Genomic DNA, 22,981 nt, shown 5'->3' on the forward strand with positions numbered 1-22,981 from the left:
TCATCGCCATAATTTTTGTAATTGCTAATCCATAGCCTGAGAACGGACTTCTCGATTTGGTATTTCATTACTAAGGCTTGATAACTTGTTTTACCACACAAGTACTCCTCGACGATTTTCTTCTTCAATTCGTAACTGTATTTTGCCATTAAAAGACCCCCAAAGGTTGGATTTCTTGGTCCAACTTTTGGGGGTCAGTGCATTGGTAAAGAGGTTTTTAAATACTTTTATTTTAATTCTTGCCGGTTTTCATTAAGTAATTTAATGACATCAGACAATTGTACTTGAGTTTGTTCCAATAATTTATCGGCATAATCCCTAGCCCCTGTTCTGATTTGATTGGATTCCTCGTTAGCTGTATCCATCAACTCTTGTGCCCGAGCATTAGCCTTACGAACTAATTCATCTTCAGCAACTAATTGGTCTGCTTGAGCCTTAGCTCCTTGAATAATCTTTTCAGCTTCCTTGTGGGCATCTTTAATAATCAAATCCTTATCTTTACGAATTTGAGTTGCCTCTGTTAACTCCAAGGGTAGGTCTCTACGTAAGTTTTCCAGTATGTCTAGAATTTCCTCTTTTTCCACCATGATTTTACCTGTTAGGGGAATTGTGCTTGAAGTTTCAACGATATCCTCTAAGTCATCTACATATTTTAATACATCCATGTTAGTGCTCCTTTCTCATTTTATTTATTAGCGCCTCTTGGACGATAGGTGGTACATAATCCGATACATCTCCTCCAAATGCTGCGATTTCTTTGGCTAATGAGGAGCTGACATAGACTAAATGATGGGATGAAGGAATAAATAAAGTTTCCACGTAATTTTCTGCACTACGGTTGGCCATGGCTAAAACCCATTCAGCTTCGTAATCCGTTGCACTTCTTAATCCCCGAACAATGACCTTGCTTCCCTTGCTCTTGGCATAGTCAATTAAAAGCCCTTGAAAGCTATCAATTTCAATATTTTTATCATTTTCAAAGGTTTTTTCCAGTAGGTGCATACGTTCTTCTAGGCTAAACAAACTTTTCTTACTCTTGTTTTCTAAAACTGCAACTATCACTTCACCAAAAATATCTCTACTCCGGTAAATAATATCCATATGTCCATAAGTAACTGGATCAAAACTGCCTGCATATATTACTTTCATCTTTTACTCCATTTTACGATATCAACCCATTTAGAACCATACTTACGAGATTTCAAACAATCAAAGCCCTGGGGCAAGTCAATTTCATGGTTTCTTTCACACATAATCCTTGCTTCAGGATTGAGAAGATCTCGGTCTACTAAGTGATTTAAAACTTTTCCATATGCTTCTAAATCTTGATAGGGTGGATCTAAAAAGACTAGATCGAATTTCTCTTTGGTCTTGTTTAGAGCAGTATATACATCACCACTATACATAGTATAGCTCTTTAGATTAACTTTTTCAATATTATCCTTTAAAGTAGTCAAGGTTTTGTGATTATTTTCGCAAAACAAGACATAGCTGGCACCCCGACTTAAGGCTTCCAAGCCCAAAGCTCCTGTCCCGGCAAAGGCATCCAGGACCTTTAAGTCTCGAAGGTTCCCTAGTAGGTTAAACATATTTTCTTTAACCCGGTCTTCAGTAGGACGGGTGTCTAGTGATTTGGGTGCATTTAGTTTTAAGCCCCGTTTACTTCCTGAAATAATCCGCATGTATCCTCCCTCTTAGCTTAGGTTCTGGAAATTAGAGCTTCTTTTCTTTGAATCTCTCTTTCCAAGGCAGTATCTTTTACTTGGTCCCACTTGTAGCGGTGGAAAAATCTTCGTGCCTCTACTTGGGCTTCTTTAAAAATGGGATAGTCCCTCAAGATATCCCCTATGAAGAAACTGGAGGCTCCACTTTGCTTTGTGCCAAAGAAATCTCCTGCACCTCGCAAGCTCAAATCTTTTTCAGCAATAAGAAGTCCATTGGTGGTTTCTTGCATGATTCCCATTCGCTCCCAGGATTTTTCACTGTCACTGGAATTATAAAGGATACAATAAGACTGGTAACTTCCTCGGCCTACCCGCCCCCTTAGTTGATGGAGCTGAGCCAAACCAAATTGCTGGGCATCATAAATCAGCATGACATTGGCATTGGGTACATTAACCCCTACCTCAATGACGGTGGTACTCACTAAAAGGTCAATTTTATGTTGGTAAAAATCTTCCATAATGCTTTCTTTTTCGCTGGAAGAAAGCTGCCCATGCATAAGAGAAACTCGAAAAGGTTTAAATTCTTCTTTCAGTTCCTGGTAGGTCTTAATGGCTGACTCTAAGTCCAACTGGTGGTTTTCTTCAATCAAAGGAGTCACCACATAGGCTTGTCTCCCCTCTCTCAATTGGGCCCTTGTAAAATCCAGGGCCTTTTGTAAGTCGCTTTTAGACACGGATGTTGTTTGGACAGGCTTTCTTCCTGGGGGCATGGTGTCAATAAAAGAGACATCTAAGTCCCCATAACTGGCCATAGCATAAGTCCTAGGTATGGGTGTAGCTGTCATAACTAGAGAGTGCACAGCTTTTGCTTTTTCTAAGAGCTTTTCTCTTTGGCTGACTCCAAAACGGTGCTGTTCATCGGTTATAACCAGCCCCAGTTTCTTAAATATGACATCGTCTTGAATTAAAGCGTGTGTCCCTAAAAGGATGTCAATTTTTCCAGCCTTTAAATCCTCCAGTATTTCTTCTCGGTCCTTGGCTTTTGTCTTTCCTGTTAATAGGGCTACCCGATAAGAAAAGGGCTTAAAAAAATCCAAGGCTGACTGGTAGTGCTGGCTAGCTAAAATTTCTGTTGGCGCCATCATGGCGCATTGGTAACCATTTTCAATGCAAAAAGCCATGGCTACCATGGCCACCATAGTTTTTCCGCTTCCTACATCTCCTTGAAGGAGGCGTCTCATTGCCCTGCCGTCAGTCAGACTTCCTATAATTTCACTTAAGCTTCTATCCTGGCCTGGAGTCAAGGGAAAGGGAATTTCTTTTAAAATTTTCTCCATATCTATTTTTTTCATGGGCAGGCCCTCTTGGGATGTGTCATATCCCTGCCGGTAAAAAACCGAAAGTTGTAAGATAAAAAATTCTTCAAAGACCATCCTCTTCTTGGCCTCTAAAAGTCTTTCGTAGCTTGTGGGTTGGTGAATTTCTTTTAAGCTGGAAGCCCTAGATAAAAGGGAGTATTTAAGGCGTACTGGTTTTGGAATTACCTCCTCTAAGTCATGAAGTTCAGGTAAAACCCTTTGGATTAGTTGTTCAAATTCAAATTGTTTGAGACCTTTTTGCTGGGGATAGATGGGGCGGATTCCCTGAACTTTTTTAAATTCCCAGAGGCTGTAAACTCTGGGGTTGGCCATTTGATAGCGACCTCGAAAAACCTTTAGGTCCCCATATAGATAGTAGTTGGTCCCCTCTTTAATTTTTCCCATTAAATAGCCTTGGGAAAAAAAGGCTATCTCTGCCTGGGTTTGCTCTTGGTCCACAACCATTAATTTCCACATCTGCCGATTCACAGAATACTTGGACCGGGCCTCTACCCTTACCAGGATTCTCTCTCCCAGTTGGCCATCTTGAAAGAGTTGGGGCCTGGATAAGTCTTCATAGTCTCTTGGAAAATAATACAAAAGATCAAGAATTGATTCAATGCGTATTTTTTTAAATTTTTCTTTTCGCTTTTCTCCAACTCCCTTGATTTGCGAGATTGGTCCCTCTAAGTTCATTTTCCCTCCATAATAACAAACCTAGGACACAAGATCCTAGGTTTCATTTCTCTATTCGATGGATACCAAATAATAGTACAGGGGTTGCCCTCCAGGAATAATATCTACATCCAAATCTTCAAACTCTTCTTCAAGTTTGGCTTTTAAGTCTTCAGCATCCTGGATATCTACATCTTCTCCATAATAGATGGTAACCATATAGGCATCATCAAAGGCCATGTCCCGAATCAATTGGATAGTTGTCTCTTCTAGGTCGTCTCCAAAACTTGTAATTTCTTTTTCATAAAGACCGATAAAATTACCTTTTTTAATTTCTTGATTCTTTATGGTGGTGTCTCGAACCGCATAGGTTACAGATCCAGACCGAATTTCTTGGATGGCCTGAGTCATAGCTTCTTCCACTTCATGGGGATCGGATTCTTCATTAAAGGCCAGCATAGCGGCAATTCCTTGGGGCACAGTTTTGCTGGGAATAACACGAACATCTTTTTCGCTAATTTCAGCAGCTTGTTCCGCAGCCATTATAATATTTGAATTATTGGGCAAAAGATAAATGGTCTTTGCTGGTATAGCTTGGATTGACTTGACAAAATCTTGGGTACTGGGGTTCATAGTTTGACCACCAAAGATAACTTGGTCTACTTGAATTTCCTTGAATATTTCAGATAGGCCCTCTCCCATGGATACAGCCACAAAACCATAGTCCTTATCCTTTTGTTGGGGACTTTCTACTTGCTGGCTACGCATTTCCTCCAGCTCATCTTTTAAGAGAACTTCTTCATGTTGGAAACGCATGTTGTCTATTTTTATATCCTTTAATTGGCCCAACTCTACAGCATATTCCAAGGCCTTTCCAGGATGGTTGGTGTGGATATGAGTTTTAATTATCCCTTCTCCCCCTACCACTAATAGACAGTCTCCTAGAGGTTTCAATTTATTTCGAAAACCATCCACGTCATTGGATTCTGTTTGAATCATAAATTCTGTACAATAACCAAATTGAATATCATCAGTGGAGATTTTTTCCCGACTGGATACCTTTTGACTTGGAAGATCTTTAGCTTCTTCTCCAGTCAAGGATTGGACTCCCTGGCCTTTTAAGGCTAAATAAGCCCCTTCTAAAATATAAATAAGTCCTTGGCCTCCGGCGTCTACAACCTTGGCTTCTTTTAAAACTGGAAGAAGATTTGGTGTATTTGCCAAAGATTTTTTACCTGCTTCTAAAACTTCGCCTAAAAAAAGCAAGATATCTGTTGATTCCTTCTTGCTAAATCGATTTGCAAATTCAGCTGTTTCTCTTCCTACGGTGAGGATGGTCCCTTCTGTGGGTTTCATCACTGCATTATAGGTGGTTTTAGATGCCTGGGTCAGGACATGAGCAACTTCTGCTGGTGTAAAGTCTTTAAGATCAGCTAAGCCCTCTGCTAAGCCCCTAAAATATTGAGATAGGATAACACCTGAATTCCCCCGGGCTCCCATTAAGGATCCTCTGGCAGTATCTTTTGCAAGTTTGCCTAGGTCATTTTCGACTGAACGTTTAACCTCTTCCAAGGCACTTTTGATGGTCAAGGACATATTGGTTCCTGTGTCTCCATCCGGTACGGGAAAAACATTTAATGCATTTACTTCTTCTTTGTGGTTTAGAAGGTTATTTACACTGGACTGTAAAACTTCTATAAATTTATTTTTCTCAATCCTCATTCTTTGTGCTACCTCCTAGTCCATCCGAATTCCTTCGACAAGGATCTCTACATTATCTACAGTAAGACCTGTCATTTGTTCTACATTAAAACGTACCCGATCAATAATATTTTCACCTACAGTTGAGATTCGGACGCCATATTCTAAGATAACATGTAACTTTATATTAATTGATGTTTCATCTACATCAACTTCAATTCCCTTAGAGAGGTTTTCAAAACGAAGTAGTTGGAAAATTCCATCTGCAGCATTTTTGGAAGCCATTCCTACAATACCATAACTTTCCATGGCTGAAACTCCAGCGATTTGCGCCAATACGGCAGGTTCTATTTGTATGGTACCCAGGTTTGTATTTATGGTTGTTGGCATATCTATCCTCCTTGATTTAATACCTCTATTTTACATGAGCTTGAGGTTTTTGACAAGTTTTCCATAAAAAAGGGGTTGGTCAGCCAACCCTCTTTTTAATATTTCAATTCTTTTGCATTATAAATTAAATATCCAAAAACTAAGCCCAGGACAAAGACAAGTCCACCGGCAACTAGAGAAATAAGACTAAAACTTCCTTGAACCACAGAAATTCCCTTAAAACCTTCTAGAATAAAATAGCCAGCTGCTTCTAATCCAACAAACATCTTTAACAGAATAATAATCAGAGCCGACAAAAGGACAATTAAAACACAAGCTCCCTCATCTGCTTGTTGGCTATTAAAGAGAGAGGAAAGAAACATCCCTAAGCCTAGATAAACCAAACCGATAACAAAGACACTTAAGAAGGTCTTTAGAACTCCAAGTAAAAGGTCTGCCTTTCTAAGAGTGGTTGGTTGTAAAATAAGACTTAAGCCAAAGGTAATGGCTGCAAAACATAGGCAGAATAAGAAAAATAAAATGAAGTTTGCTAAAAACTTTTGCCAATAAATTTCATCCCGGCTTACAGGGTTTGCATAGATGTATTCAATATCCCCTGTTCCTTGTTCCTTGGCTAAACTTCTGGCTCCTAGCTGCATTGCAAAAATAGCCACTAGACCTGCAATAAATTGGAAAATAAATCCAATGTATTGGGTTAAGTCGGTATAGTCAATCTCAGGATCTAGATTAAAGACACTTTGCATGGTGGGGCTCAAACTTCCAATAAAGCTATCAAAAATCCCCTTGGTGCTTGGATCCAACATAAATTGATAAAAAGCCATGCTCAAACCGGTTAAAATTGACAAGACAATGAGCCAGGCAAAAAATTTACCGATATTTGATTTAAATTCCATTCCAAATATACTCATTGATTAAACCCTCCCTTATCATTTCCATTTTCCAGTTGATTCAATAGGTCATTTTTATCAATGACTTTCGTATCCTCTACCTGGTTTTCTTCTCTATCTTGGTCTACAAGGTTGATCTTTTCTATCTCCTTGCTTTCTGTAAAATCGCCATTATCTTCCCCGAAGAAAATCTCATCTGGACTCTTTTCTTCTGACAAGTCTGCTTCTAAATTCTCTTCTTCTACTTTTTCTTGAACTTCTTGATCTTGTTTAGATGGGGAAACTTCTTGCCTATAGTCCATATTCCCTTGGGGACCATAATAGGCGTCAATCTTATCTTGCAAAAGAGCATCCTCTAAATTAAAGTCTTCAATACCTTGTTGGTATAAAAGATTTGTCAAATCCGGCAAATAGCCATCATAATAAAAAGTCGCCTCTGTGTAGTTCCGGTCCACAGGTCTTGCACCGATTCTGAAGAATTCTTCCTTCCTAAGTTTTGCAGAATAAACCCTAAGAAGCTTATCCTTACTTTCTTTGTCTTTTAAATACTCAATGTCTCGAATTCGCCCTTCGTGCAAATAAGCTACCCGATCACTATATCTTTGGGCAATAGATAGGTCGTCACTCAAGAATAAGATGGTTAAATTTTCACTTTTTTGCAATTCTTTTAACTTATTTAAAAAGTTTTGACAATCCACTGGATTCATTCCTCGGGTTGCATCTTGGACAATCAAAACTCTAGGATGGACGAGTAAAGCATTGACAATTGATGTCATCCTTCTTTCTCTTGCATCCATATTAGCAACCTTTGGGTTGTCTTGACAATCAAAAGAATCCATTAACTCATCATAGTCCTCTGGCATTTCTAGTTCATGAAAATTTAAAGTCTTTTTAAAAATTGTCTTTCTTTTTAAGTTTTCCGGGAACAAGGCTTCTTTAGAAATAAAGGATGTATAGCTCTTGACATCCTTGCTTTGCTTGTTGACATCAAAATTATAGATTGATGCATGACCACTAGATGGCTTTTTAAAATTAAAAAGGATTTTAGCAAGAGCATCTTTTGCTTCTTCTTCCATGCTTAAGATAGAAAAAAATTCCCCTTCCAATACTTCTAAATTTACCTGGTCTAATATTCTCTTTCGCCCACTTCGTTTCGTTATATCGTTGATAACAATGGCGCCCATATTTTCACCTCATTTATTAATTTCTTCCTTAAGTTTATCACAAATACAAACCTTTGGATAGTAATAGCTATCTAATATTATACCCCATTTTCATTTATTTTTTCATATTTTATTCTTTTGCTAATATATAGTATAATACATAGAGTTAGAGGAGGAGACTATGAAATTAGGAATTGTGGGGTTACCCAACGTAGGAAAATCAACATTATTTAATGCTATTACCAAGGCTGGAGCCGAAGCTGCTAACTATCCCTTTGCAACCATTGAGCCCAATGTAGGTGTTGTCAATGTGCCAGATGAGCGGTTAAAAATCTTATCCAAAATCAGCCAGTCTGAGAGGGAAGTTCCTGTATCCATCAAATTTTTTGATATTGCAGGCCTAGTTCGAGGAGCAAGCCATGGGGAAGGTCTTGGAAACCAATTTTTAAACCATATTCGAGAAGTCGAAGCCATCGTCCATGTAGTTCGTTGCTTTGACAATGATCAAATTATTCACGTGGATGGATCTATTGATCCTATCCGAGATATTGAAACCATTAACTTAGAATTGATGCTTTCAGACCTAGACCAATTAGAAAAAAGACAAGGCAAACTAGTTAAACAAGTCAAGGGAGACAAGGCTTTAAAACCCGAGCTAGATCTAGTTGAACGGCTCATTGGGGCCCTAGAAAAATCAGAGCCCTTACGAACCATGGAATTATCTGAAGAAGAAGAAAAAATGATTTCTTCTTTTAACCTACTGACCTTTAAGCCAGTTATTTATGTAGCCAATGTTTCAGAAGATGAATTAAGCCAAGACAGCCATCCCTATATCGACCAGGTTAAAGAATACGCCGAAAAGTTACATGATGAAGTAGTTCCCATTAGTGCTGAAATCGAAGCAGAAATTGCCACTTTAGATGACGATGAAAAACAACTCTTTTTAGAGGAGTTGGGAATTGAACAATCCGGTCTAGACCGCTTAATCAAGGCCTCTTATAAGCTTCTAGGCCTAATTAGCTTTTTAACTACCGGCCCCATGGAATCTAGGGCCTGGACCATTACAGACGGAACCAAGGCCCCTCAAGCTGGTGGCAAAATCCACTCAGACATCGAGCGAGGCTTTATCAAGGCCGATGTCATTTCTTTTGATAATCTTGTTAAGGCAGGCTCCATGGCCAAGGCCCGGGAAGAAGGTTTAATCCGCCAAGAAGGAAAAGACTATGTAATGGAAGATGGCGATGTCGTCCTGTTTAAGTTCAATGTGTAAATAAATCTTTATCAAAAAAGGAGTGAGAATTTCATCTCACTCCTTTTTTCTTCCAAAATTTATTCTCCCTTGTCAATAATCTCACTTTATCGGTGATTTTCATCTTAAAAAGGATTTTATTACTCGTCCAAATCTATTTTAAATCATCTCTTCCCATTATTTTATCTTTGGGCAAATTATTTATTATAGATATTTACAAAAGAAATTTATTTTTTGTTTTGCATATTTCTCTCTATTATAAAAATCAATCGCTCTGGGGTTGGTTTCTTCTGCTAAGAGTTGAAAACGCCGATAACCTTCTGCCTTCATTTTTTCTTCCAAGTCATAAAGAGCTTTTTTACCATAACCTTTTTCTCTAAATTCTTCAAGAATGAAAAAATCGTCAATAAATAACACCTTCCCATGAGCCCATATACTTGTAAAATAAGCTGCATTGATGAATCCAATAGCTTTTTCTCCCTCTTCTATAAGAAATAAACGATTTGGAGAAGCTGGGTCTTGGATAATTTCTTCAAAAATTTTCCTAGGATCTCCTTTTTCTAAAGGATTTTCCCAAACATTTTCATCTTTGTATTCGTACTCCATGAACTTTAAATTTAATTCATACCATTTTTCCTTGTCTGATAAAAGGCATCTTCTGATCATTTTTCATCCTCCTAAAAAACGCAATCCTTATAATACTTGTATCCCTCTCATCCTGGCTTCTTCTAAAAATTCATCCGTCCAGACAGAAGCTTGAACTTCAGCAATATGTTTTCTTTCCAAGAAGAACATACATAGTCTAGATTGACCAATACCTCCTCCTACAGTGTAGGGAAGTTCATAGTTTAATAGGGCCTTATGGTAGGCTTGTCCCAAACGATCACAAGTCCCCGAAAGTTCAGATTGAATCTTAAGCCGATTCTCATCCACCCGGATTCCCATGGAAGAAAGCTCCAAGACATTTTGAGTCGTAGGGTTCCAGACCAGGATATCTCCATTTAAGGTCCAGTCATCATAGTCCGGGCTTCGAGAGTCATGGGGTTGTCCACTTTTCAGGTTTCCTCCAATTCCTTGAAGGAAGACGGCTTTCTTTTCTTTACAGATGGTATATTCTCTCTCTTTTGGACTCTTATCTGGATAGCGTTCCAAGAGTTCTTCTGCCGTGATAAAATAGATACTCTTAGGTAATTTAGGGCTGAGGCAATAGGGATAGATGGTGTTGATAAAGCTTTCTGTCCTTAAAAATACAGAATAAATTTCTTTGACAATATAATGGAGGTAGGATTCTGTCCTATCTTCCTTTTTTATGATTTTTTCCCAATCCCATTGGTCCACATAGACAGAATGGATTTCATCAAACTCTTCATCAGGGCGGATGGCATTCATGTCGGTATAGATTCCTTCATAATCCTTAAAACCATATTTTTTTAAGGCATGTCTTTTCCACTTAGCCAAAGATTGAACAATTTCAACATTCATGTCATATTTGCGGATTTTAAAATCCACCGCCTTTTCCTTGCCCGATAAGTTATCATTTAAGCCTGTTTCTGGTCGAACAAATAAGGGAGCACTAACCCTAGTTAAATTTAGAGTGTTGGCCAAGTCTCTTTGAAAAAAGTCTTTTAAGGACTTAATGGCTATTTGTGTCTCTCGTATATCTAAAAATTTACAATCTGAATTGTTTCGCATCTTTTCTCCTTTATAATTAGAAAAAGCTCCCATCATAAGCTTATGATGGAGCTCTTCTTTTGTTGAAATATTGCTTCATAAACTGGATCTTCACAGGTTAAAATTCCATCCAGAACTCTTTGGTTTAAGGCTAGGGCAAAATCCAAGTCTGTTCCATAATCTTCAGGTTGTCTCTCATAGGCTTTAACAGCCTCCAAGATATATTCCTTAACCTGTTGAACCATCTTACTATATCTTTGTGTTTCCAAGTCCATAGACTCCAATCGAACTTGTTTAAATTCATGACTTTCTAGGTAGCTATTTAAATTTTTTTCATAGCTTAAATGAATTTGTCCATTTTTTCGGCTGGAGCAGCGAATTCTTTTAGCATGTGGATAGCAGGTATAGTCTGCTAGATAATGGGTTACAACTCCCAGTTTCTTACTAAAATATTTATTTAAAAAATTATCTTGAGATGATAAGTTACTCTTTTGAGATAAAAAGATTAAATCAACAATTTCCTTAGCGATATAATCAACGGATTCTTCCTTATAGTGAGGAATAAATTTATAAAACGGTATAATGTCCGGTGCGATACTATTCCATAGAAGCTTGTCTTGAGACAAGTCAATTTCATAGTGGGTCACAGCATGGTCATAAACCCGTTTTGCAATTGCCTTATGGCAGTCAAAGTAGATAAAACCATCCCCCTTTTACTTTTTCAATACACTCTTCTATTATACCACTTTTTCTGTATAGGTCAATCTTTCTTGCCTGGTCCTTTTCTCAAGATCGCTTTATTTATCCAAATGAATAGCTTGGTCCAAGACAGTCCATACGTCTGGAGTCTCTAGCCCCTTACGCCAGGAGGCCAATCCTCTTAGGCCATACTTGGGTACTAAGCCTGCCTTGTATTTTAAAGAATCACTATTTTCCAACCATATTTTTTCTGTATCTGTGTCTAAGACATATTGTTTAATGACATCATCCCACTTGGCCTTTTGCCCTTGGTTAGCCAAGTAGCTTCCAGCTTGACCCATGGTAATATTTTTACTAGTCCATTTCCCATTGTTTTGGGTCCAGAGCCTGGTGTAAAGGGGGACTCCTAAAATAATTTTTTCCTTGGGTACAGACCGAAAGAGGGTGTTTAGATGAGATTCTACCCACTTGTATTCTGCCACACTTCCAGGTTTCTCACTGGATGACCAGTATTGGTCATAGGCCATTAAAACAATATAGTCTGCCGCTTTGGCTAATTTTTCCCGATTATATACTTCTTTATTTGGGTCCCGAGACAATTGGGGGGTGACATCCACACTGACCTTGATGTCTTCTTGATAACATAGAGCCTTGAGCTCTTGAACAAATTGGGTAATGTAAGGCCCATCTTCCAAATTGACATGTTCAAAGTCTACATTAACCCCCTTCATGTGATAGATCCTAAGGAGGCTCATGAGTTGGTCTAAAACCTTATCTCTCTTGGCTGTAGAGGAGAGGCTTGCATGGGTAATTTCAGGATCGAAGCTATTGTCGATATAGCCCCAAACATCTATGCCCAGACCTCTATACTTGTTGACATAGGCAACATTTCCCCGGTCATAGACTGTCCCTTCCTTGTCCTGGATAGAAAACCAAGTTGGGACAATAATATCCACTCCAGGAATTTTTTGGATGGCATTGATGCGCTCTTGGTTTTCTTTCCCATAAATATAGTCCCATGTTAAATGAAGAGGCTCTTGAACTTGAGCCTCTTCATTTTTTGCAAATGGTCCTTTAAATTTATTTTCTCTAAAATCAACCTTACAATTTGACTTTAAGAGGTAACCTCCATAGCCATTTTCAAGGCGAACACGGTAAAAATCTCCTTCTTCACCATAAAAGATGATTTTTTCATCCCCTTGAATTCTTGTAATATAGGGGGATGAAGAACTTGCTTTTTCTCTCAACAAGGTCCCCTTAAGGGCGCTACCTACTGCATGGTCCACATTGGTAAAGTCTAAGTTTAACTTGTTGGATTCTTTATGGTAGCGAAACTCTACAGGATAATCATGGATAAAGGCTTCTGTAGGAATTAAGATTGTGTCATCCTTTTGAATAACAGGGTCTCTCAATTCCATCGTCTTACCATTTAAAGTAAAGGTGTCTTCATCTATCTTCAGGCGTTTTAACCCCTGTTTATTTGTAAAACTAACGATACCTTCATTTTTATCATAGTAGACTGTTTCATCTAAATTCTTTTGAATATAGTCAAGGCTCAAGTAATATTGACCATCAATTAAGGCAAAATCTTTGCTGTCTTGACTTGTCCCATCACTGATAAAGGCCAGACCATCTGCTTGACTGGACACTTCTCCAGAACCCCGGTTTAAAAAACGGAAGGCTAGGTATCCTCCTGCCCCAAATAATATAATAAGTATTAATAATATGCTAAGTACTTTTTTCATAGGTATCCTTTCCGCATGCCCATTAACGGCATGAACAGGTCTATTATAATATAGAAAGTGGGATTTTGTCCAGTTTCCTATTAAAAAACCTATTTTATCCATATTAAATCAAAAAGATGGAATCCATTGATTCCACCCTTTTGATTTATTTATATATATTTACTTGGATCTTCTGATTTTTCAAACATACAGCGTATGGCATTTAAAACAGCTAAGACAGTAACTCCCACATCGGCAAAAATAGCTGCCCACATGGAGGCATAACCTAAGGCTCCCAAAATTAAAACAAAGACCTTTATGCCTATAGAAGCATAGGTGTTTTGTTTGACAATCCTCAAGCACTTTTTGGAGATTTTAATGGCTAGGGCAATTTTAAAGGGATCATCATCCATTAAAATGACATCTGCCGCTTCAATGGCTGCATCAGACCCCATGGCACCCATGGCAATCCCCACATCTGCCCTTGTGAGAACAGGAGCATCATTGATGCCATCTCCTACAAAAGCCAAGCGTTCCTTAGTTCCCTTTAAGGCCTGCAATTCTTCTTCCAGTTTAGCTACCTTGTCTTGAGGAAGCAGCTGGCTATAATAACCATCAACAGATAGTTTTTCTGCCACATCTTTGGCCACTTCTTCATTGTCTCCTGTTAAAATCAGGGTCTTCTTAATTCCTTCTGCCTTTAAGGCCTTAATGGCTGCTTTAGCATTTTTCTTAATGGTATCTGCAATGACAATATGCCCTTGGTAGTGGCCATCTCTAGCAATATGGAGAATAGTTCCTACGTGGTCACAAGCCTTCCAAGGAATGGAAAAGTGGTCCATGAGTTTTGTATTTCCTACATAGGCCAAATGGCCGTTGACCTTGGCTGTAATACCATGACCTGCCATTTCATTAATGTCCTCTACCTGGCAGTCGTCATCTTCATTAGGATAGGCCTTTCTTACAGAATCTGCAATTGGATGAGTGGAATAACGCTCTACATGAGCTGCTAGGTGGAGGAGGTCTTCTTCCTTAAGCTCTTGGGGATGGATAGCTGTAACAGTAAAGCTTCCCTTGGTCAAGGTTCCTGTCTTGTCAAAGACAATCTCAGAAACTTCAGACAATGTTTCTAAATAATTCGACCCCTTAATCAAAATCCCCTTCTTACTAGCCCCGCCAATCCCCGCAAAGAAAGAAAGGGGGATGGAAATAACCAAGGCACAAGGGCAAGAGATGATTAAAAAGGTCAAGGCTCGATAAATCCAATCATCCCAATGAGAAGGATTCCCGCTGACTTTTAAAATAATTGGTGGAATAATGGCTAGAATTAAAGCCGCCACCACCACTACTGGTGTATAAATTCGGGCAAACTTACTAATGAAGTTTTCCGACTTGGACTTTCGTGAACTGGCATCCTCTATTAGCTCCATCACTTTAGAGGCTGTTGACTCACCAAATTCTTTTGTCGTCTTGACCCTCAAAAGTCCGTTTAAATTAATGGCTCCAGAAAACACCTGACTTCCCACTCCTACATCTTGGGGTAGGGATTCTCCTGTTAAGGCTGCCGTATCCAAGCTAGACTTTCCCTCCAGGACCTGACCATCAATGGGAATCTTTTCTCCCGGCTTAATGTAAATTTCAGTCCCTACTTGGACTTCTTCTGGGTCTACTTGAATTAAGTCTCCTTGGTCATTTTTTATATTGGCATAGTCCGGAGCAATATCCATCAGCTGGCTAATGGACTTTCGACTCCTTCCCACAGCATAGGATTGAAAAAATTCTCCCAGCTGGTACAGTAGCATAACTGCGATAGCCTCTACATAATCTCCACTTTTGGAATATAAGGCCAAGGCAATGGCTCCTAGGGTAGCTATAGACATTAGGAGGGATTCGTCAAAAGGTTGTTTGTTTTTAAGACCATAAAAGGCCTTAATTAAAATATCATAACCCACAATTAAATAAGGAATTAAGTAGAGGGCAAACCTCAACCATCCTTGGACAGGTAGAAAATGTAAAAAAATAATTAAAATTAGGGATATGAGAATTCTTGCCAGGTTCTTTTTTTGTTTTTTATTCATTTCTTCTCCTCACTCCTATGGATCAATCCATAAAATAGTCTGAGACTAAAAATAAATTTCGCAGTCTCTCTCTATTTTTTTACAGCTTTTTAAGACTTCTTCCATGACTTGGTCTGGATCAGCCCCTTCTTCAAAGTCCACCTTTAGCTTTAAGGCCATGAAATTAATGCTGGCATCTTTCACTCCTGGAACTTTCTTACTTGCTTCTTCCATCTTGTCTGCACAAGCTGCGCAATCTACTTCAATTTTATAAGTTTTTTTCATAATTAGCTCCTTCAATAGATAATTTACAATTAAACATATGCTTAACTGTTCTTATTTATAGGATATCTTAAAAGAAGACCTTCGTCAAGGCCCCAATTTAATTTTTTACAATTTTTTTCCTTTTCTGGTATACTTAAACTAAATTAAGTCAAAGCCAAAAGGAGAAAAAAATGAATGTTAAAAAGCCTCACTGTCATCCCAATAGTCCCTGCCTTGAAAGTCTTCCCTTTGATGAAGAAACCGCTGACCAATTAGCCGGTATTTTCAAACAAGTCGGAGACCCTACACGGTTGAAAATCTTTTGGCTCCTTTGTCATCAAGAGGAGTGTGTAACGAATATTGCCTACCTACTGGACATGTCTTCTCCAGCCATCAGCCACCATCTTAGGAGTTTAAAGTTAGCCGACCTGATTGAATCTGAGCGCAAGGGAAAAGAAATGTTTTACCGGGCTAGGTCTAACAAACCTGCAAAATTGTTAAAAAAAATATTGTCCCAAGTCTTTAACTAATTAAAATTTCCTTCTTTATTATTATAAAAATAGCCTCCAAAAGCAGAATCTAGCTCTCGGAGGCTATTTTTATAGGTTTATTTTATTTATTCTTCATCTAAGGATGAGTCACAACAATCGTCGCAGTCACACTCTTCGTCACAAGCTTCGAACTCATCATAATCGTCTAGATCGTCGTAAAGATCCATGTCGTAATCATCTAGGTCAAAGTCTTCGAAATCTTCGAAATCATCGAAGTCGTCATCATCATAGGCATATTCTTCTAAATCTGACAAGTCTTCTTCTAAGATGTCTACATATTCTTCAAGATCGTCAATTTGATTTTGTAAGTCTTCAACTACATCAGACATTAAATGAATCACTTCAATTAACAATTGTCCTTCTTTAGTTTCTCCAATTCCTTGGCCATCTGCTAACCCTTGTAAATAAGCAATTTTTTTTGTAATTGAATTCATTACAAACCTCCTTATACACGGGACATATACTCGCCATCACGAGTATCAATCCGAATAACATCTCCTATATTGACGAATAAAGGTACATTTAGTTTGAAGCCAGTTTCTACTGTTGCTGGTTTGGTTCCTCCTGAAGAGGTATCCCCTTTGACTCCTGGTTCTGTAAATGTAACTTCTAACTCAACGAAATTTGCAGCTGATACATTAAAGGGTTTCCCTTGGTAAAAATTAATGGTTGCATTGTCATTTTCCCGAATAAAATTCATGGCTTCCTTGACAATATCCCCTTCCAATGGAATTTGTTCATAGGTTTCATTGTCCATAAAGTAGTAAAGTGCCCCATCGTTATACAAGTATTGCATTTCTTTTGTTTGGATGGTCGCTTTTTCAAATTTTTCTGATGGGTTAAAGGTTGTATCCTTAATCCCTCCAGACAAAACAGAACGAATCTTTGCCCGAACAAAAGCTGCTCCTTTACCTGGTTTAACGTGTTGGAAGTCTACAACTTCATAAACATCTCCATCTTTTTCAAATGTTAAACCCTTTCGAAAATCACCTGCAGAAATCATTTGTCATCCTCCTCAATATATTCTTCCCTTATTATAACAGGTAGCTCTATAGGGTTTCAAGACCCTAGTTAAAATAATCGTGGGGTCTTGATTGGATATTCTTTAGGGTCAAGTGATAAAAAATGGGTGTTTTCATCCCCAGATTAAAGACTAAAATCTTGTCATACTTGGCTTCTTTGACCAAGCCATTTCCCAAAACTGCCCCTTGAACAGTCAAATTAGCATCCCTATCAGATAGGTAAAGGCCATCTAAACTTCCCTCTCCTAGAATGCTTCCTTGGTTAATAAGGATTCCTTTTAATCTGACAAGACCCTCCAGTCTAAGCTGACCTTCATTTACAAGACAAATTTGGTCCCCATAGTTCCATTGACCACAGATAACTTCATCTTGAAGTAAAAAATACTTTCCCCCTTGATAGACTAAAAGAGCACTGGTTCCCTCTTGGATATGGACCTTTGGCAAGTCTACAGCCTGCCAACCTTGGGACACAAAATCCTCCATGCCTCTTGAGAAATCCTGTGACCAGCTTGCCTTGGAAAGATAGGGTTTTTCCTCCATCCATTCCTGGTAAAAAAGATAGATGTCGGCCTTCTTCTTTAGATCATCTTTTTTTAACTCCAAAGTACCTTGGTTGTTCCTCCAGTTTAAGGTTTGAAAGCTTATCTCTAGGCCATCTGTAACTTGCCTTTGTTCAAAGGCCAGTCTGTGGCTTTCCCTATAGGCCTTCTCTAAATCCTTTAAGTGATTCTTCCCTGTCCACAGGTAGGCCATACTCTCAAGTTTTAAGTCCTCTTGAAAAAAGTCCCACTTGTCCTGGTAAGAGTTCTGATATTGACCAGTAATTTCTAGCAAAAAACCAGCTATAGCCAAGACCATAAAGCATATAAAAATCGTCAAGAGGTAGATAAAGCCTTTTTTAGCTTCCTTTAACTGGGCATCTTTTAGCCAAAACTTTTTCCACATGTTTTCCCTCATCTGTCCCAACCTTTATCCTAAACTGACTGGCATCCTCTGTAATTTCAAAAGACTTAATCCCCTTACACAAGACATTTTTTCCCAATTTATCTACAGGCCTAAAGTCCTTATAGTCCATGTAATTGGCCTTCCAGGCAACCCTCACCAACTGACCCTTCCTATCTAAATAATAAAATAGGTAGTGGCCCTTGTATCTGCTTCCTTGGCCTTGAAATTGACAAATTAAATACTGGGTCTTGCCTTCAAGGCCTATCTTCCAAATTTCTTGAGCCGATAAAAACTCATCCTCTATAAAATTCATGGCATAATAGACATTTTCATTGCTTTCTATGTGGTTTACAAGCTTTTTACTTTGATTTAAGCTTGACCAAATGAAATTATAAATCATCCCGGCAATTAGAGAAAGAATGGCCAGGACTAAGACCATTTCAAGGAGTGTGAATCCCTTCTTCCGGTATGTAACATTGCCACTGTCTTTCATCTTTTTCTCCCTTTAAGGTCCATTGGTAGAGAATTAGGTTGTCTCTTTTTTCTAGGACTTCTTCTTTTAATTGATAGTTTTTTCCTCTGACCTGGTAGCTATCCTTGGGACTTTGACCACTGAGTCTAGTTTCTACAACGTTTCGAGCACACTGAATGATGGCTTCTTGCCTATAGTGGTCATCCACCTGCCTATAAATTATGCTAAATAGGGGTAGGAGGGCATAAACCATCAAGGCAAAAACTCCTAGACTCAGAACCACTTCTATTAAGGTAAATCCCGATTTTTTCATTCTTTTACCTCCCAGCGAACCTGGCCCGTTACCGGAGCAACCACCAAGGCATACTTGTTGTATTTTCCCTTAAAGACAATAGTCTGGGCCGACTGGTTGTCTGGTCGTCCATTTCTAGTAAAAACCAGCCGTATCTCCTTGGCTTGGTCCAGAGAAATATCTTCACCATAACTAGTTTGGTAAATTTCTTCCTCCTTCTTTAGCAGACGATAATTATTTTCTTGAAAGACTATAGTCATAGCCCTTGAAGAATCCAAAGCCAACCGTCTAGCCTTTATCGTATTGATGCAAATTTCTTCAATTTTTCTTTTTTCTTTGTATTTTTGAATGTAGGAAAATCGTGGTAGGGTGACCGTCAACAAAAGAGAGAGGATGGACACCACCACAAGGACTTCCAATAAGCTGCTTCCCTTTTTCATTGATAGGCCTTAATTTCAATGACATCTACAAAGTCTTGCTTTTGGATTTGAAAGTTCAAGCCATAAACCCATTGTCCTGACCAAGCTTCCTTATCCCATAGAAAAGCAGAATTTTCCCTACCATCCTTTATATAAAGGACCCAAGTATCTGGAAGACCAGCAACTTGACAGGTTAAAAGTAAATTTTCAATTCTTACGGGCTCAAAGGTCAACTTAAGGATCCCCTCTTCTCCTCTTTCATTTAAATAGGAAAATGCAAGGTCCTCTTCTATTCTTAAGATGGGATTTAAAAATTTTGGTCCTTCTAAGTCTAGACTTTTAAAGTCAATATTTGTCTCTGTATTTAAGAGTTCTTGGCTCCATAGACTCATAGCTTCTAATTTTTGCTCTTGGTCCATGACTTGATAAATTTCTTGGGTCTTAAGCGGAGCCTCTTTTACCTTGGCTTTAGCTTTCGCTGCCTTCTTTTCCAGACTTTTATGGCTTGTTGCCTGAGCCTTTGTCTTTGAGATTTCCCCTTGTCCTAGGGACTTAACCTGGGTTTGGACCGGACTGGGATTTTGTCCTGTAGGCGGACTTGAGCTTTTGGTTTCCATAATGGCCAGACCCTTAGCTTCTCCTTGAGTCTGCTCTTGCCGGCTTACCTGGACTTGACTTGGAATAGGATCTTCTTGACTGATTTGTTTAAACTTCAGGGGGAAGTGAAGTTTGACTTCCATATTGGCCAAGTCTCCCTTGACTTCAATTTTTTTCTCTTGTACTTCATAGTTTTTTTCTAAAAATCGAATAAAGGAGGCTAACTGGTCTTTTTTCATACTTAAAGAAAAATTAACTTCCATAGTCAAGTGGTCTTCTTCCACAAAAGACCGCTCCAGTTCCTGGTAGTTTTGAACTTGAGGATTGGCTTGAATTTTATGTAAAATAGATGAAATATCTTCTTCTGTATATTTTTTATTTGGCCCTTTTACCTGGCTGGTCTCTTGCCTTTCTTGGGCATAAATAGCATCCTCCAAGGGCCTAGCAAGAAATTGTAGATAGAGAAAAACTAAAATTACACAAAAAAAGACGATAAGAAGAGTTTTCTCTCTTCTCGTCGTCGTTTTTAAAAAATCTAATAACTTTTCCATTTCATCCCCCTAAAAACTCCATTCTTTCAAAAACACTTCTGCCATTTTTCGAGAGCCCTTTTTGTTTGGATGAATTTCATCAAAAAATAAATTCGAATCATACGGAGTAAAGGCATGAAAGAAATCAATTAACTGATTTCTTGGAAAGGTTAATAAAAGCTCGTCATGAAAGAAGCTCAATTTGTTTGAAAGATTTTTATACTCAGCTATTTTCGGATTCGTTGGTGTTGGAATCCCATAGATAGGCTGGACCCCCTGGCTTGTCAGGTAGGAGTCTATCTCTAAATAGGCCTTGACCAGGGACTCCACGGAGCCCCCAGAATCAAAGTCATTGGTACCTCCCATAACAAAAACATAGTCAGGCAAGGGATTTTCTTGAATACGGGCCATAATATCCCTAATTCTAGCTCCATTCACACCATAATTATTTATATCATAGCCCCTATTTCTGACAATGTCAATCCATCTGTCCCCTGGTCTTAAGCCAAAACCATAGGTCAGACTATCTCCAAAACAGGCAATCATTCATAGACCTTGTCACGGATTTCTTTTTCCAGGTCTTGGATAAAGTCCTCAAGTTTAACATCTTGTTTTTCAAGGCCGTCTCGACCCCGAACAGAAATCGTCTTGGCTTCTACTTCTTTTTCTCCTAAAACAAGCATGTAGTTGACCTTGTTTAATTGGGCTTGGCGAATCTTATAACCTACTTTTTCAGAGCGTTGGTCTAGGTGGACTCGAAGGCCAGCTTTTTTCAATTGGTCTTCAACTTTTCTCGCATAGTCTGCAAACTTTTCAGAAACTGGAATGATCTCAACTTGAACTGGAGATAACCAAAGAGGGAATTTTCCTGCATAGTGTTCAATAAGGATCCCCATGAAACGTTCAATAGATCCCAATAGGGCCCTGTGAAGCATAACCGGTTGAGACTTGCCTCCATTTTCATCGACGTAAGTTAGGTCAAAGCGTTCTGGTAGTTGAAAGTCTAATTGGATGGTCCCACATTGCCAGGTCCGACCAATGGCATCTTCTAGGTGGTAGTCAATCTTTGGTCCGTAGAAGGCTCCATCGCCCTCATTGATTTCATAGTCCATGTGGTTGGCTTCCAGAGCACCCTTTAAAGCTTCAATAGCTAGGTTCCATTGTTGGTCTGTTCCCATAGAATTTTCAGGCCGAGTAGATAATTCCACATGGTACTTAAAACCAAAAGTGTTGTAGAGAATATTGGCCAATTCAATAACATCTGTTACTTCTTGTTGAATTTGTTCCGGCAAACAGAAAATATGGGCATCGTCTTGGGTGAAAGTCCGAACCCGGAACAAGCCGTGAAGGGCCCCAGATAATTCATGGCGATGGACTTGGCCGAATTCAGAAAGCTTTAAGGGAAAGTCCCGGTAACTATGGGGAGAATTTTTATAAACCAAAATAGAGCCTGGACAGTTCATCGGCTTAATGGCATAATCTTCCCCATCAATTTTTGTAAAATACATATTGTCCTTGTAGTGGTCCCAATGACCAGACCGGTGCCACAAGTCTTCATTTAAAATCATTGGAGTCCGAATTTCTCCATAGCCCTTTTCAATTTGAATATTTCTCCAGAAATTTTCCAACTCATTGCGGATAATCATTCCCTTGGGATGGAAGAAGGGAAAACCAGGTCCTTCTTCATGCATAGAGAATAGGTCTAGTTCTTTTCCTAACTTCCGATGGTCTCTTTTTTCTGCTTCTTCCAGTCTTTCTAAATAGGCATCCAAGTCTTTTTTCTTTTCGAAAGAAATTCCATAGATTCTTTGAAGCATCTTCTTATTCTCATCTCCTCGCCAGTAAGCCCCAGCAATGGATAAGAGTTTGATGGCCTTAATTCCCTTAATGGTCTTTAAGTGAGGTCCTCGGCAAAGATCTACAAAATCACCAATCCTATAAAGACTGATTTCTTCATCTTGGTCCAGGTCTTCAATAAGCTCTATCTTGTAGGATTGTCCCTTTTCTTTGAAAAGATCCAAGGCTTCTTGTCTGGAGACAACTTCTTTTTCTACAGGATAGTTTTCTTTGATGATTTTTTTCATTTCAGCTTCAATTTTTTCTAAATCATCGGGAGTGAAGCGATGGTCTAGGTCAATATCGTAGTAAAAGCCTGTATCAATAGCTGGGCCAATAGCAAATTCTGCTTCTGGGAAAAGTCTTGAAATAGCATAGGCCATAACATGGGCACTGGTATGCCAAAAGATTTTTTTCCCTTCTTTATCTTCAAATTTTACTACTTTGAAATCACTGTCTTCTTGAATGATTTCTTGTTTCCCCATAATTTTTCCATTGACAACAGCCCCTAGAGAGGCCCGGTTAAGGCCTTCAGAAATGGCAATTGTTCCTTCTTCTACAGATGGATTGTGGTCAAAGTCCTTGACACTTCCATCGGGTAATCTTAATTGAACCATAATAACCTCCATTTTCTTAAAATAAAAAGGTACCCTCGTCCAAAGGACGATGGGTACCGTGGTTCCACCTTTATTTATACTCAATGACGGTAACGTCGTCAGCGCCTTCCATTAAAAGGTGCTCAGGGGTGGTCTTCGCATAAATTCCTTCTATTCTTCCACCAAACGAATAGTCTCTATCAAAAGAATTTAGGTTAC

General features: G+C 38.8%; 25 protein-coding genes. 2 read left to right on the top strand and 23 right to left on the bottom strand.

Annotated features, from left to right (window positions below; all coding sequences use genetic code 11):
- Positions 1–227: 227 nt before the first annotated feature.
- From CS898_RS09295 to CS898_RS09330, 8 genes are all read right to left on the bottom strand, one after another.
- On the bottom strand, positions 228–665 hold the full coding sequence (locus CS898_RS09295) for an ATP synthase subunit B family protein (protein WP_009430098.1): 438 nt from the start codon (positions 663–665) through the stop codon (positions 228–230).
- Between the two features lies 1 nt (position 666).
- Positions 667–1,149: a pantetheine-phosphate adenylyltransferase gene (gene coaD / locus CS898_RS09300; protein WP_009430975.1), complete on the bottom strand. Its 483-nt coding sequence runs from the start codon at positions 1,147–1,149 to the stop codon at positions 667–669.
- Positions 1,146–1,682 (bottom strand): 16S rRNA (guanine(966)-N(2))-methyltransferase RsmD, encoded by a 537-nt coding sequence (gene rsmD / locus CS898_RS09305; protein ID WP_099208921.1) that lies wholly within the window; start codon positions 1,680–1,682, stop codon positions 1,146–1,148. Before rsmD ends, coaD begins: the two co-directional genes overlap by 4 nt.
- Before the next feature lie 17 nt (positions 1,683–1,699).
- Complete coding sequence (gene recG, locus CS898_RS09310) at positions 1,700–3,718, bottom strand: ATP-dependent DNA helicase RecG (protein WP_099208922.1); 2,019 nt, start codon at positions 3,716–3,718, stop codon at positions 1,700–1,702.
- A gap of 51 nt (positions 3,719–3,769) precedes the next feature.
- Complete coding sequence (locus CS898_RS09315) at positions 3,770–5,419, bottom strand: DAK2 domain-containing protein (protein ID WP_099208923.1); 1,650 nt, start codon at positions 5,417–5,419, stop codon at positions 3,770–3,772.
- Positions 5,420–5,434: 15 nt separating this feature from the next.
- Positions 5,435–5,788: an Asp23/Gls24 family envelope stress response protein gene (locus CS898_RS09320; RefSeq protein WP_009430148.1), complete on the bottom strand. Its 354-nt coding sequence runs from the start codon at positions 5,786–5,788 to the stop codon at positions 5,435–5,437.
- A gap of 95 nt (positions 5,789–5,883) precedes the next feature.
- Positions 5,884–6,696: an ABC transporter permease gene (locus CS898_RS09325; protein WP_099208924.1), complete on the bottom strand. Its 813-nt coding sequence runs from the start codon at positions 6,694–6,696 to the stop codon at positions 5,884–5,886.
- On the bottom strand, positions 6,693–7,859 hold the full coding sequence (locus CS898_RS09330) for an ATP-binding cassette domain-containing protein (protein WP_099208925.1): 1,167 nt from the start codon (positions 7,857–7,859) through the stop codon (positions 6,693–6,695). The genes CS898_RS09325 and CS898_RS09330 overlap by 4 nt, the downstream gene beginning before the upstream one ends.
- 160 nt (positions 7,860–8,019) lie before the next feature.
- Between CS898_RS09330 and ychF the strand changes: the two genes are divergently transcribed.
- Complete coding sequence (gene ychF / locus CS898_RS09335; protein WP_099208926.1) at positions 8,020–9,108, top strand: redox-regulated ATPase YchF; 1,089 nt, start codon at positions 8,020–8,022, stop codon at positions 9,106–9,108.
- Positions 9,109–9,291: 183 nt separating this feature from the next.
- Here ychF and CS898_RS09340 read toward each other — a convergent pair whose 3' ends face one another.
- The 6 genes from CS898_RS09340 to CS898_RS09365 form a co-directional block, all read right to left on the bottom strand.
- The gene (locus tag CS898_RS09340) at positions 9,292–9,753 is read right to left on the bottom strand and encodes a GNAT family N-acetyltransferase (protein ID WP_099208927.1); all 462 of its coding nucleotides are present in this window, start codon (positions 9,751–9,753) and stop codon (positions 9,292–9,294) included.
- Between the two features lie 27 nt (positions 9,754–9,780).
- Entirely contained in the window at positions 9,781–10,779 is a 999-nt protein-coding gene (gene asnA / locus CS898_RS09345; protein ID WP_099208941.1) for an aspartate--ammonia ligase, read from the bottom strand.
- A gap of 32 nt (positions 10,780–10,811) precedes the next feature.
- Positions 10,812–11,456 (bottom strand): zinc dependent phospholipase C family protein, encoded by a 645-nt coding sequence (locus CS898_RS09350; RefSeq protein ID WP_099208928.1) that lies wholly within the window; start codon positions 11,454–11,456, stop codon positions 10,812–10,814.
- Positions 11,457–11,555: 99 nt separating this feature from the next.
- Positions 11,556–13,202, bottom strand: coding sequence for a glycosyl hydrolase family 18 protein (locus tag CS898_RS09355; protein ID WP_159459162.1), 1,647 nt, complete (start codon positions 13,200–13,202; stop codon positions 11,556–11,558).
- A 149-nt stretch (positions 13,203–13,351) separates the two neighbouring features.
- Positions 13,352–15,259 carry a heavy metal translocating P-type ATPase gene (locus CS898_RS09360; protein ID WP_099208930.1) on the bottom strand — a complete coding sequence of 636 codons (1,908 nt, stop codon included), beginning with the start codon at positions 15,257–15,259 and terminating at the stop codon, positions 13,352–13,354.
- 45 nt (positions 15,260–15,304) lie between these two features.
- A complete protein-coding gene (locus CS898_RS09365) occupies positions 15,305–15,523 on the bottom strand; it encodes a cation transporter (RefSeq protein WP_099208931.1) in 219 nt (72 codons plus the stop codon).
- 170 nt (positions 15,524–15,693) lie between these two features.
- Here CS898_RS09365 and CS898_RS09370 point away from each other — a divergent pair, with 170 nt between their 5' ends.
- Positions 15,694–16,032 (top strand): ArsR/SmtB family transcription factor, encoded by a 339-nt coding sequence (locus CS898_RS09370; protein WP_009430026.1) that lies wholly within the window; start codon positions 15,694–15,696, stop codon positions 16,030–16,032.
- A gap of 86 nt (positions 16,033–16,118) precedes the next feature.
- Here the strand turns inward: CS898_RS09370 and CS898_RS09375 are convergent, their stop codons facing one another.
- The 9 genes from CS898_RS09375 to thrS form a co-directional block, all read right to left on the bottom strand.
- On the bottom strand, positions 16,119–16,487 hold the full coding sequence (locus CS898_RS09375) for a CD1247 N-terminal domain-containing protein (protein WP_099208932.1): 369 nt from the start codon (positions 16,485–16,487) through the stop codon (positions 16,119–16,121).
- An 11-nt stretch (positions 16,488–16,498) separates the two neighbouring features.
- Positions 16,499–17,056, bottom strand: a complete 558-nt coding sequence (gene efp, locus CS898_RS09380) for an elongation factor P (protein ID WP_009431577.1) — start codon at positions 17,054–17,056, stop codon at positions 16,499–16,501.
- A gap of 64 nt (positions 17,057–17,120) precedes the next feature.
- The gene (locus tag CS898_RS09385) at positions 17,121–18,020 is read right to left on the bottom strand and encodes a hypothetical protein (RefSeq protein ID WP_099208933.1); all 900 of its coding nucleotides are present in this window, start codon (positions 18,018–18,020) and stop codon (positions 17,121–17,123) included.
- Positions 17,974–18,513, bottom strand: coding sequence for a prepilin-type N-terminal cleavage/methylation domain-containing protein (locus CS898_RS09390; protein WP_099208934.1), 540 nt, complete (start codon positions 18,511–18,513; stop codon positions 17,974–17,976). The genes CS898_RS09385 and CS898_RS09390 overlap by 47 nt, the downstream gene beginning before the upstream one ends.
- On the bottom strand, positions 18,461–18,805 hold the full coding sequence (locus CS898_RS09395) for a type II secretion system protein (protein WP_099208935.1): 345 nt from the start codon (positions 18,803–18,805) through the stop codon (positions 18,461–18,463). The genes CS898_RS09390 and CS898_RS09395 overlap by 53 nt, the downstream gene beginning before the upstream one ends.
- Positions 18,802–19,224 (bottom strand): type II secretion system protein, encoded by a 423-nt coding sequence (locus CS898_RS09400; RefSeq protein WP_099208936.1) that lies wholly within the window; start codon positions 19,222–19,224, stop codon positions 18,802–18,804. The genes CS898_RS09395 and CS898_RS09400 overlap by 4 nt, the downstream gene beginning before the upstream one ends.
- Positions 19,221–20,351 (bottom strand): hypothetical protein, encoded by a 1,131-nt coding sequence (locus CS898_RS09405; protein WP_099208937.1) that lies wholly within the window; start codon positions 20,349–20,351, stop codon positions 19,221–19,223. The genes CS898_RS09400 and CS898_RS09405 overlap by 4 nt, the downstream gene beginning before the upstream one ends.
- 9 nt (positions 20,352–20,360) lie before the next feature.
- The gene (locus CS898_RS09410) at positions 20,361–20,876 is read right to left on the bottom strand and encodes an SGNH/GDSL hydrolase family protein (RefSeq protein ID WP_009431906.1); all 516 of its coding nucleotides are present in this window, start codon (positions 20,874–20,876) and stop codon (positions 20,361–20,363) included.
- A complete protein-coding gene (gene thrS / locus CS898_RS09415) occupies positions 20,873–22,783 on the bottom strand; it encodes a threonine--tRNA ligase (protein ID WP_099208938.1) in 1,911 nt (636 codons plus the stop codon). The genes CS898_RS09410 and thrS overlap by 4 nt, the downstream gene beginning before the upstream one ends.
- Positions 22,784–22,981 lie beyond the last annotated feature (198 nt).

Source organism: Urinicoccus timonensis, assembly GCF_900232945.1.
Taxonomy (GTDB): domain Bacteria; phylum Bacillota; class Clostridia; order Tissierellales; family Peptoniphilaceae; genus Urinicoccus; species Urinicoccus timonensis.

What these genes read in the sequence shown, in the direction of transcription:
- CS898_RS09325 (WP_099208924.1), bottom strand. Translation starts at nt 6,696, where the DNA reads ATGAGTATATTTGGAATGGAATTTAAATCAAATATCGGTAAATTTTTT.
- thrS (WP_099208938.1), bottom strand. Translation starts at nt 22,783, where the DNA reads ATGGTTCAATTAAGATTACCCGATGGAAGTGTCAAGGACTTTGACCAC.
- CS898_RS09330 (WP_099208925.1), bottom strand. Translation starts at nt 7,859, where the DNA reads ATGGGCGCCATTGTTATCAACGATATAACGAAACGAAGTGGGCGAAAG.
- ychF (WP_099208926.1), top strand. Translation starts at nt 8,020, where the DNA reads ATGAAATTAGGAATTGTGGGGTTACCCAACGTAGGAAAATCAACATTA.
- CS898_RS09370 (WP_009430026.1), top strand. Translation starts at nt 15,694, where the DNA reads ATGAATGTTAAAAAGCCTCACTGTCATCCCAATAGTCCCTGCCTTGAA.
- recG (WP_099208922.1), bottom strand. Translation starts at nt 3,718, where the DNA reads ATGAACTTAGAGGGACCAATCTCGCAAATCAAGGGAGTTGGAGAAAAG.
- CS898_RS09360 (WP_099208930.1), bottom strand. Translation starts at nt 15,259, where the DNA reads ATGAATAAAAAACAAAAAAAGAACCTGGCAAGAATTCTCATATCCCTA.
- CS898_RS09410 (WP_009431906.1), bottom strand. Translation starts at nt 20,876, where the DNA reads ATGATTGCCTGTTTTGGAGATAGTCTGACCTATGGTTTTGGCTTAAGA.
- coaD (WP_009430975.1), bottom strand. Translation starts at nt 1,149, where the DNA reads ATGAAAGTAATATATGCAGGCAGTTTTGATCCAGTTACTTATGGACAT.
- CS898_RS09395 (WP_099208935.1), bottom strand. Translation starts at nt 18,805, where the DNA reads ATGAAAAAATCGGGATTTACCTTAATAGAAGTGGTTCTGAGTCTAGGA.
- efp (WP_009431577.1), bottom strand. Translation starts at nt 17,056, where the DNA reads ATGATTTCTGCAGGTGATTTTCGAAAGGGTTTAACATTTGAAAAAGAT.
- CS898_RS09355 (WP_159459162.1), bottom strand. Translation starts at nt 13,202, where the DNA reads ATGAAAAAAGTACTTAGCATATTATTAATACTTATTATATTATTTGGG.
- CS898_RS09340 (WP_099208927.1), bottom strand. Translation starts at nt 9,753, where the DNA reads ATGATCAGAAGATGCCTTTTATCAGACAAGGAAAAATGGTATGAATTA.
- CS898_RS09315 (WP_099208923.1), bottom strand. Translation starts at nt 5,419, where the DNA reads ATGAGGATTGAGAAAAATAAATTTATAGAAGTTTTACAGTCCAGTGTA.
- CS898_RS09365 (WP_099208931.1), bottom strand. Translation starts at nt 15,523, where the DNA reads ATGAAAAAAACTTATAAAATTGAAGTAGATTGCGCAGCTTGTGCAGAC.
- rsmD (WP_099208921.1), bottom strand. Translation starts at nt 1,682, where the DNA reads ATGCGGATTATTTCAGGAAGTAAACGGGGCTTAAAACTAAATGCACCC.
- CS898_RS09390 (WP_099208934.1), bottom strand. Translation starts at nt 18,513, where the DNA reads ATGAAAGACAGTGGCAATGTTACATACCGGAAGAAGGGATTCACACTC.
- CS898_RS09400 (WP_099208936.1), bottom strand. Translation starts at nt 19,224, where the DNA reads ATGAAAAAGGGAAGCAGCTTATTGGAAGTCCTTGTGGTGGTGTCCATC.
- CS898_RS09320 (WP_009430148.1), bottom strand. Translation starts at nt 5,788, where the DNA reads ATGCCAACAACCATAAATACAAACCTGGGTACCATACAAATAGAACCT.
- CS898_RS09405 (WP_099208937.1), bottom strand. Translation starts at nt 20,351, where the DNA reads ATGGAAAAGTTATTAGATTTTTTAAAAACGACGACGAGAAGAGAGAAA.
- CS898_RS09385 (WP_099208933.1), bottom strand. Translation starts at nt 18,020, where the DNA reads ATGTGGAAAAAGTTTTGGCTAAAAGATGCCCAGTTAAAGGAAGCTAAA.
- asnA (WP_099208941.1), bottom strand. Translation starts at nt 10,779, where the DNA reads ATGCGAAACAATTCAGATTGTAAATTTTTAGATATACGAGAGACACAA.
- CS898_RS09295 (WP_009430098.1), bottom strand. Translation starts at nt 665, where the DNA reads ATGGATGTATTAAAATATGTAGATGACTTAGAGGATATCGTTGAAACT.
- CS898_RS09375 (WP_099208932.1), bottom strand. Translation starts at nt 16,487, where the DNA reads ATGAATTCAATTACAAAAAAAATTGCTTATTTACAAGGGTTAGCAGAT.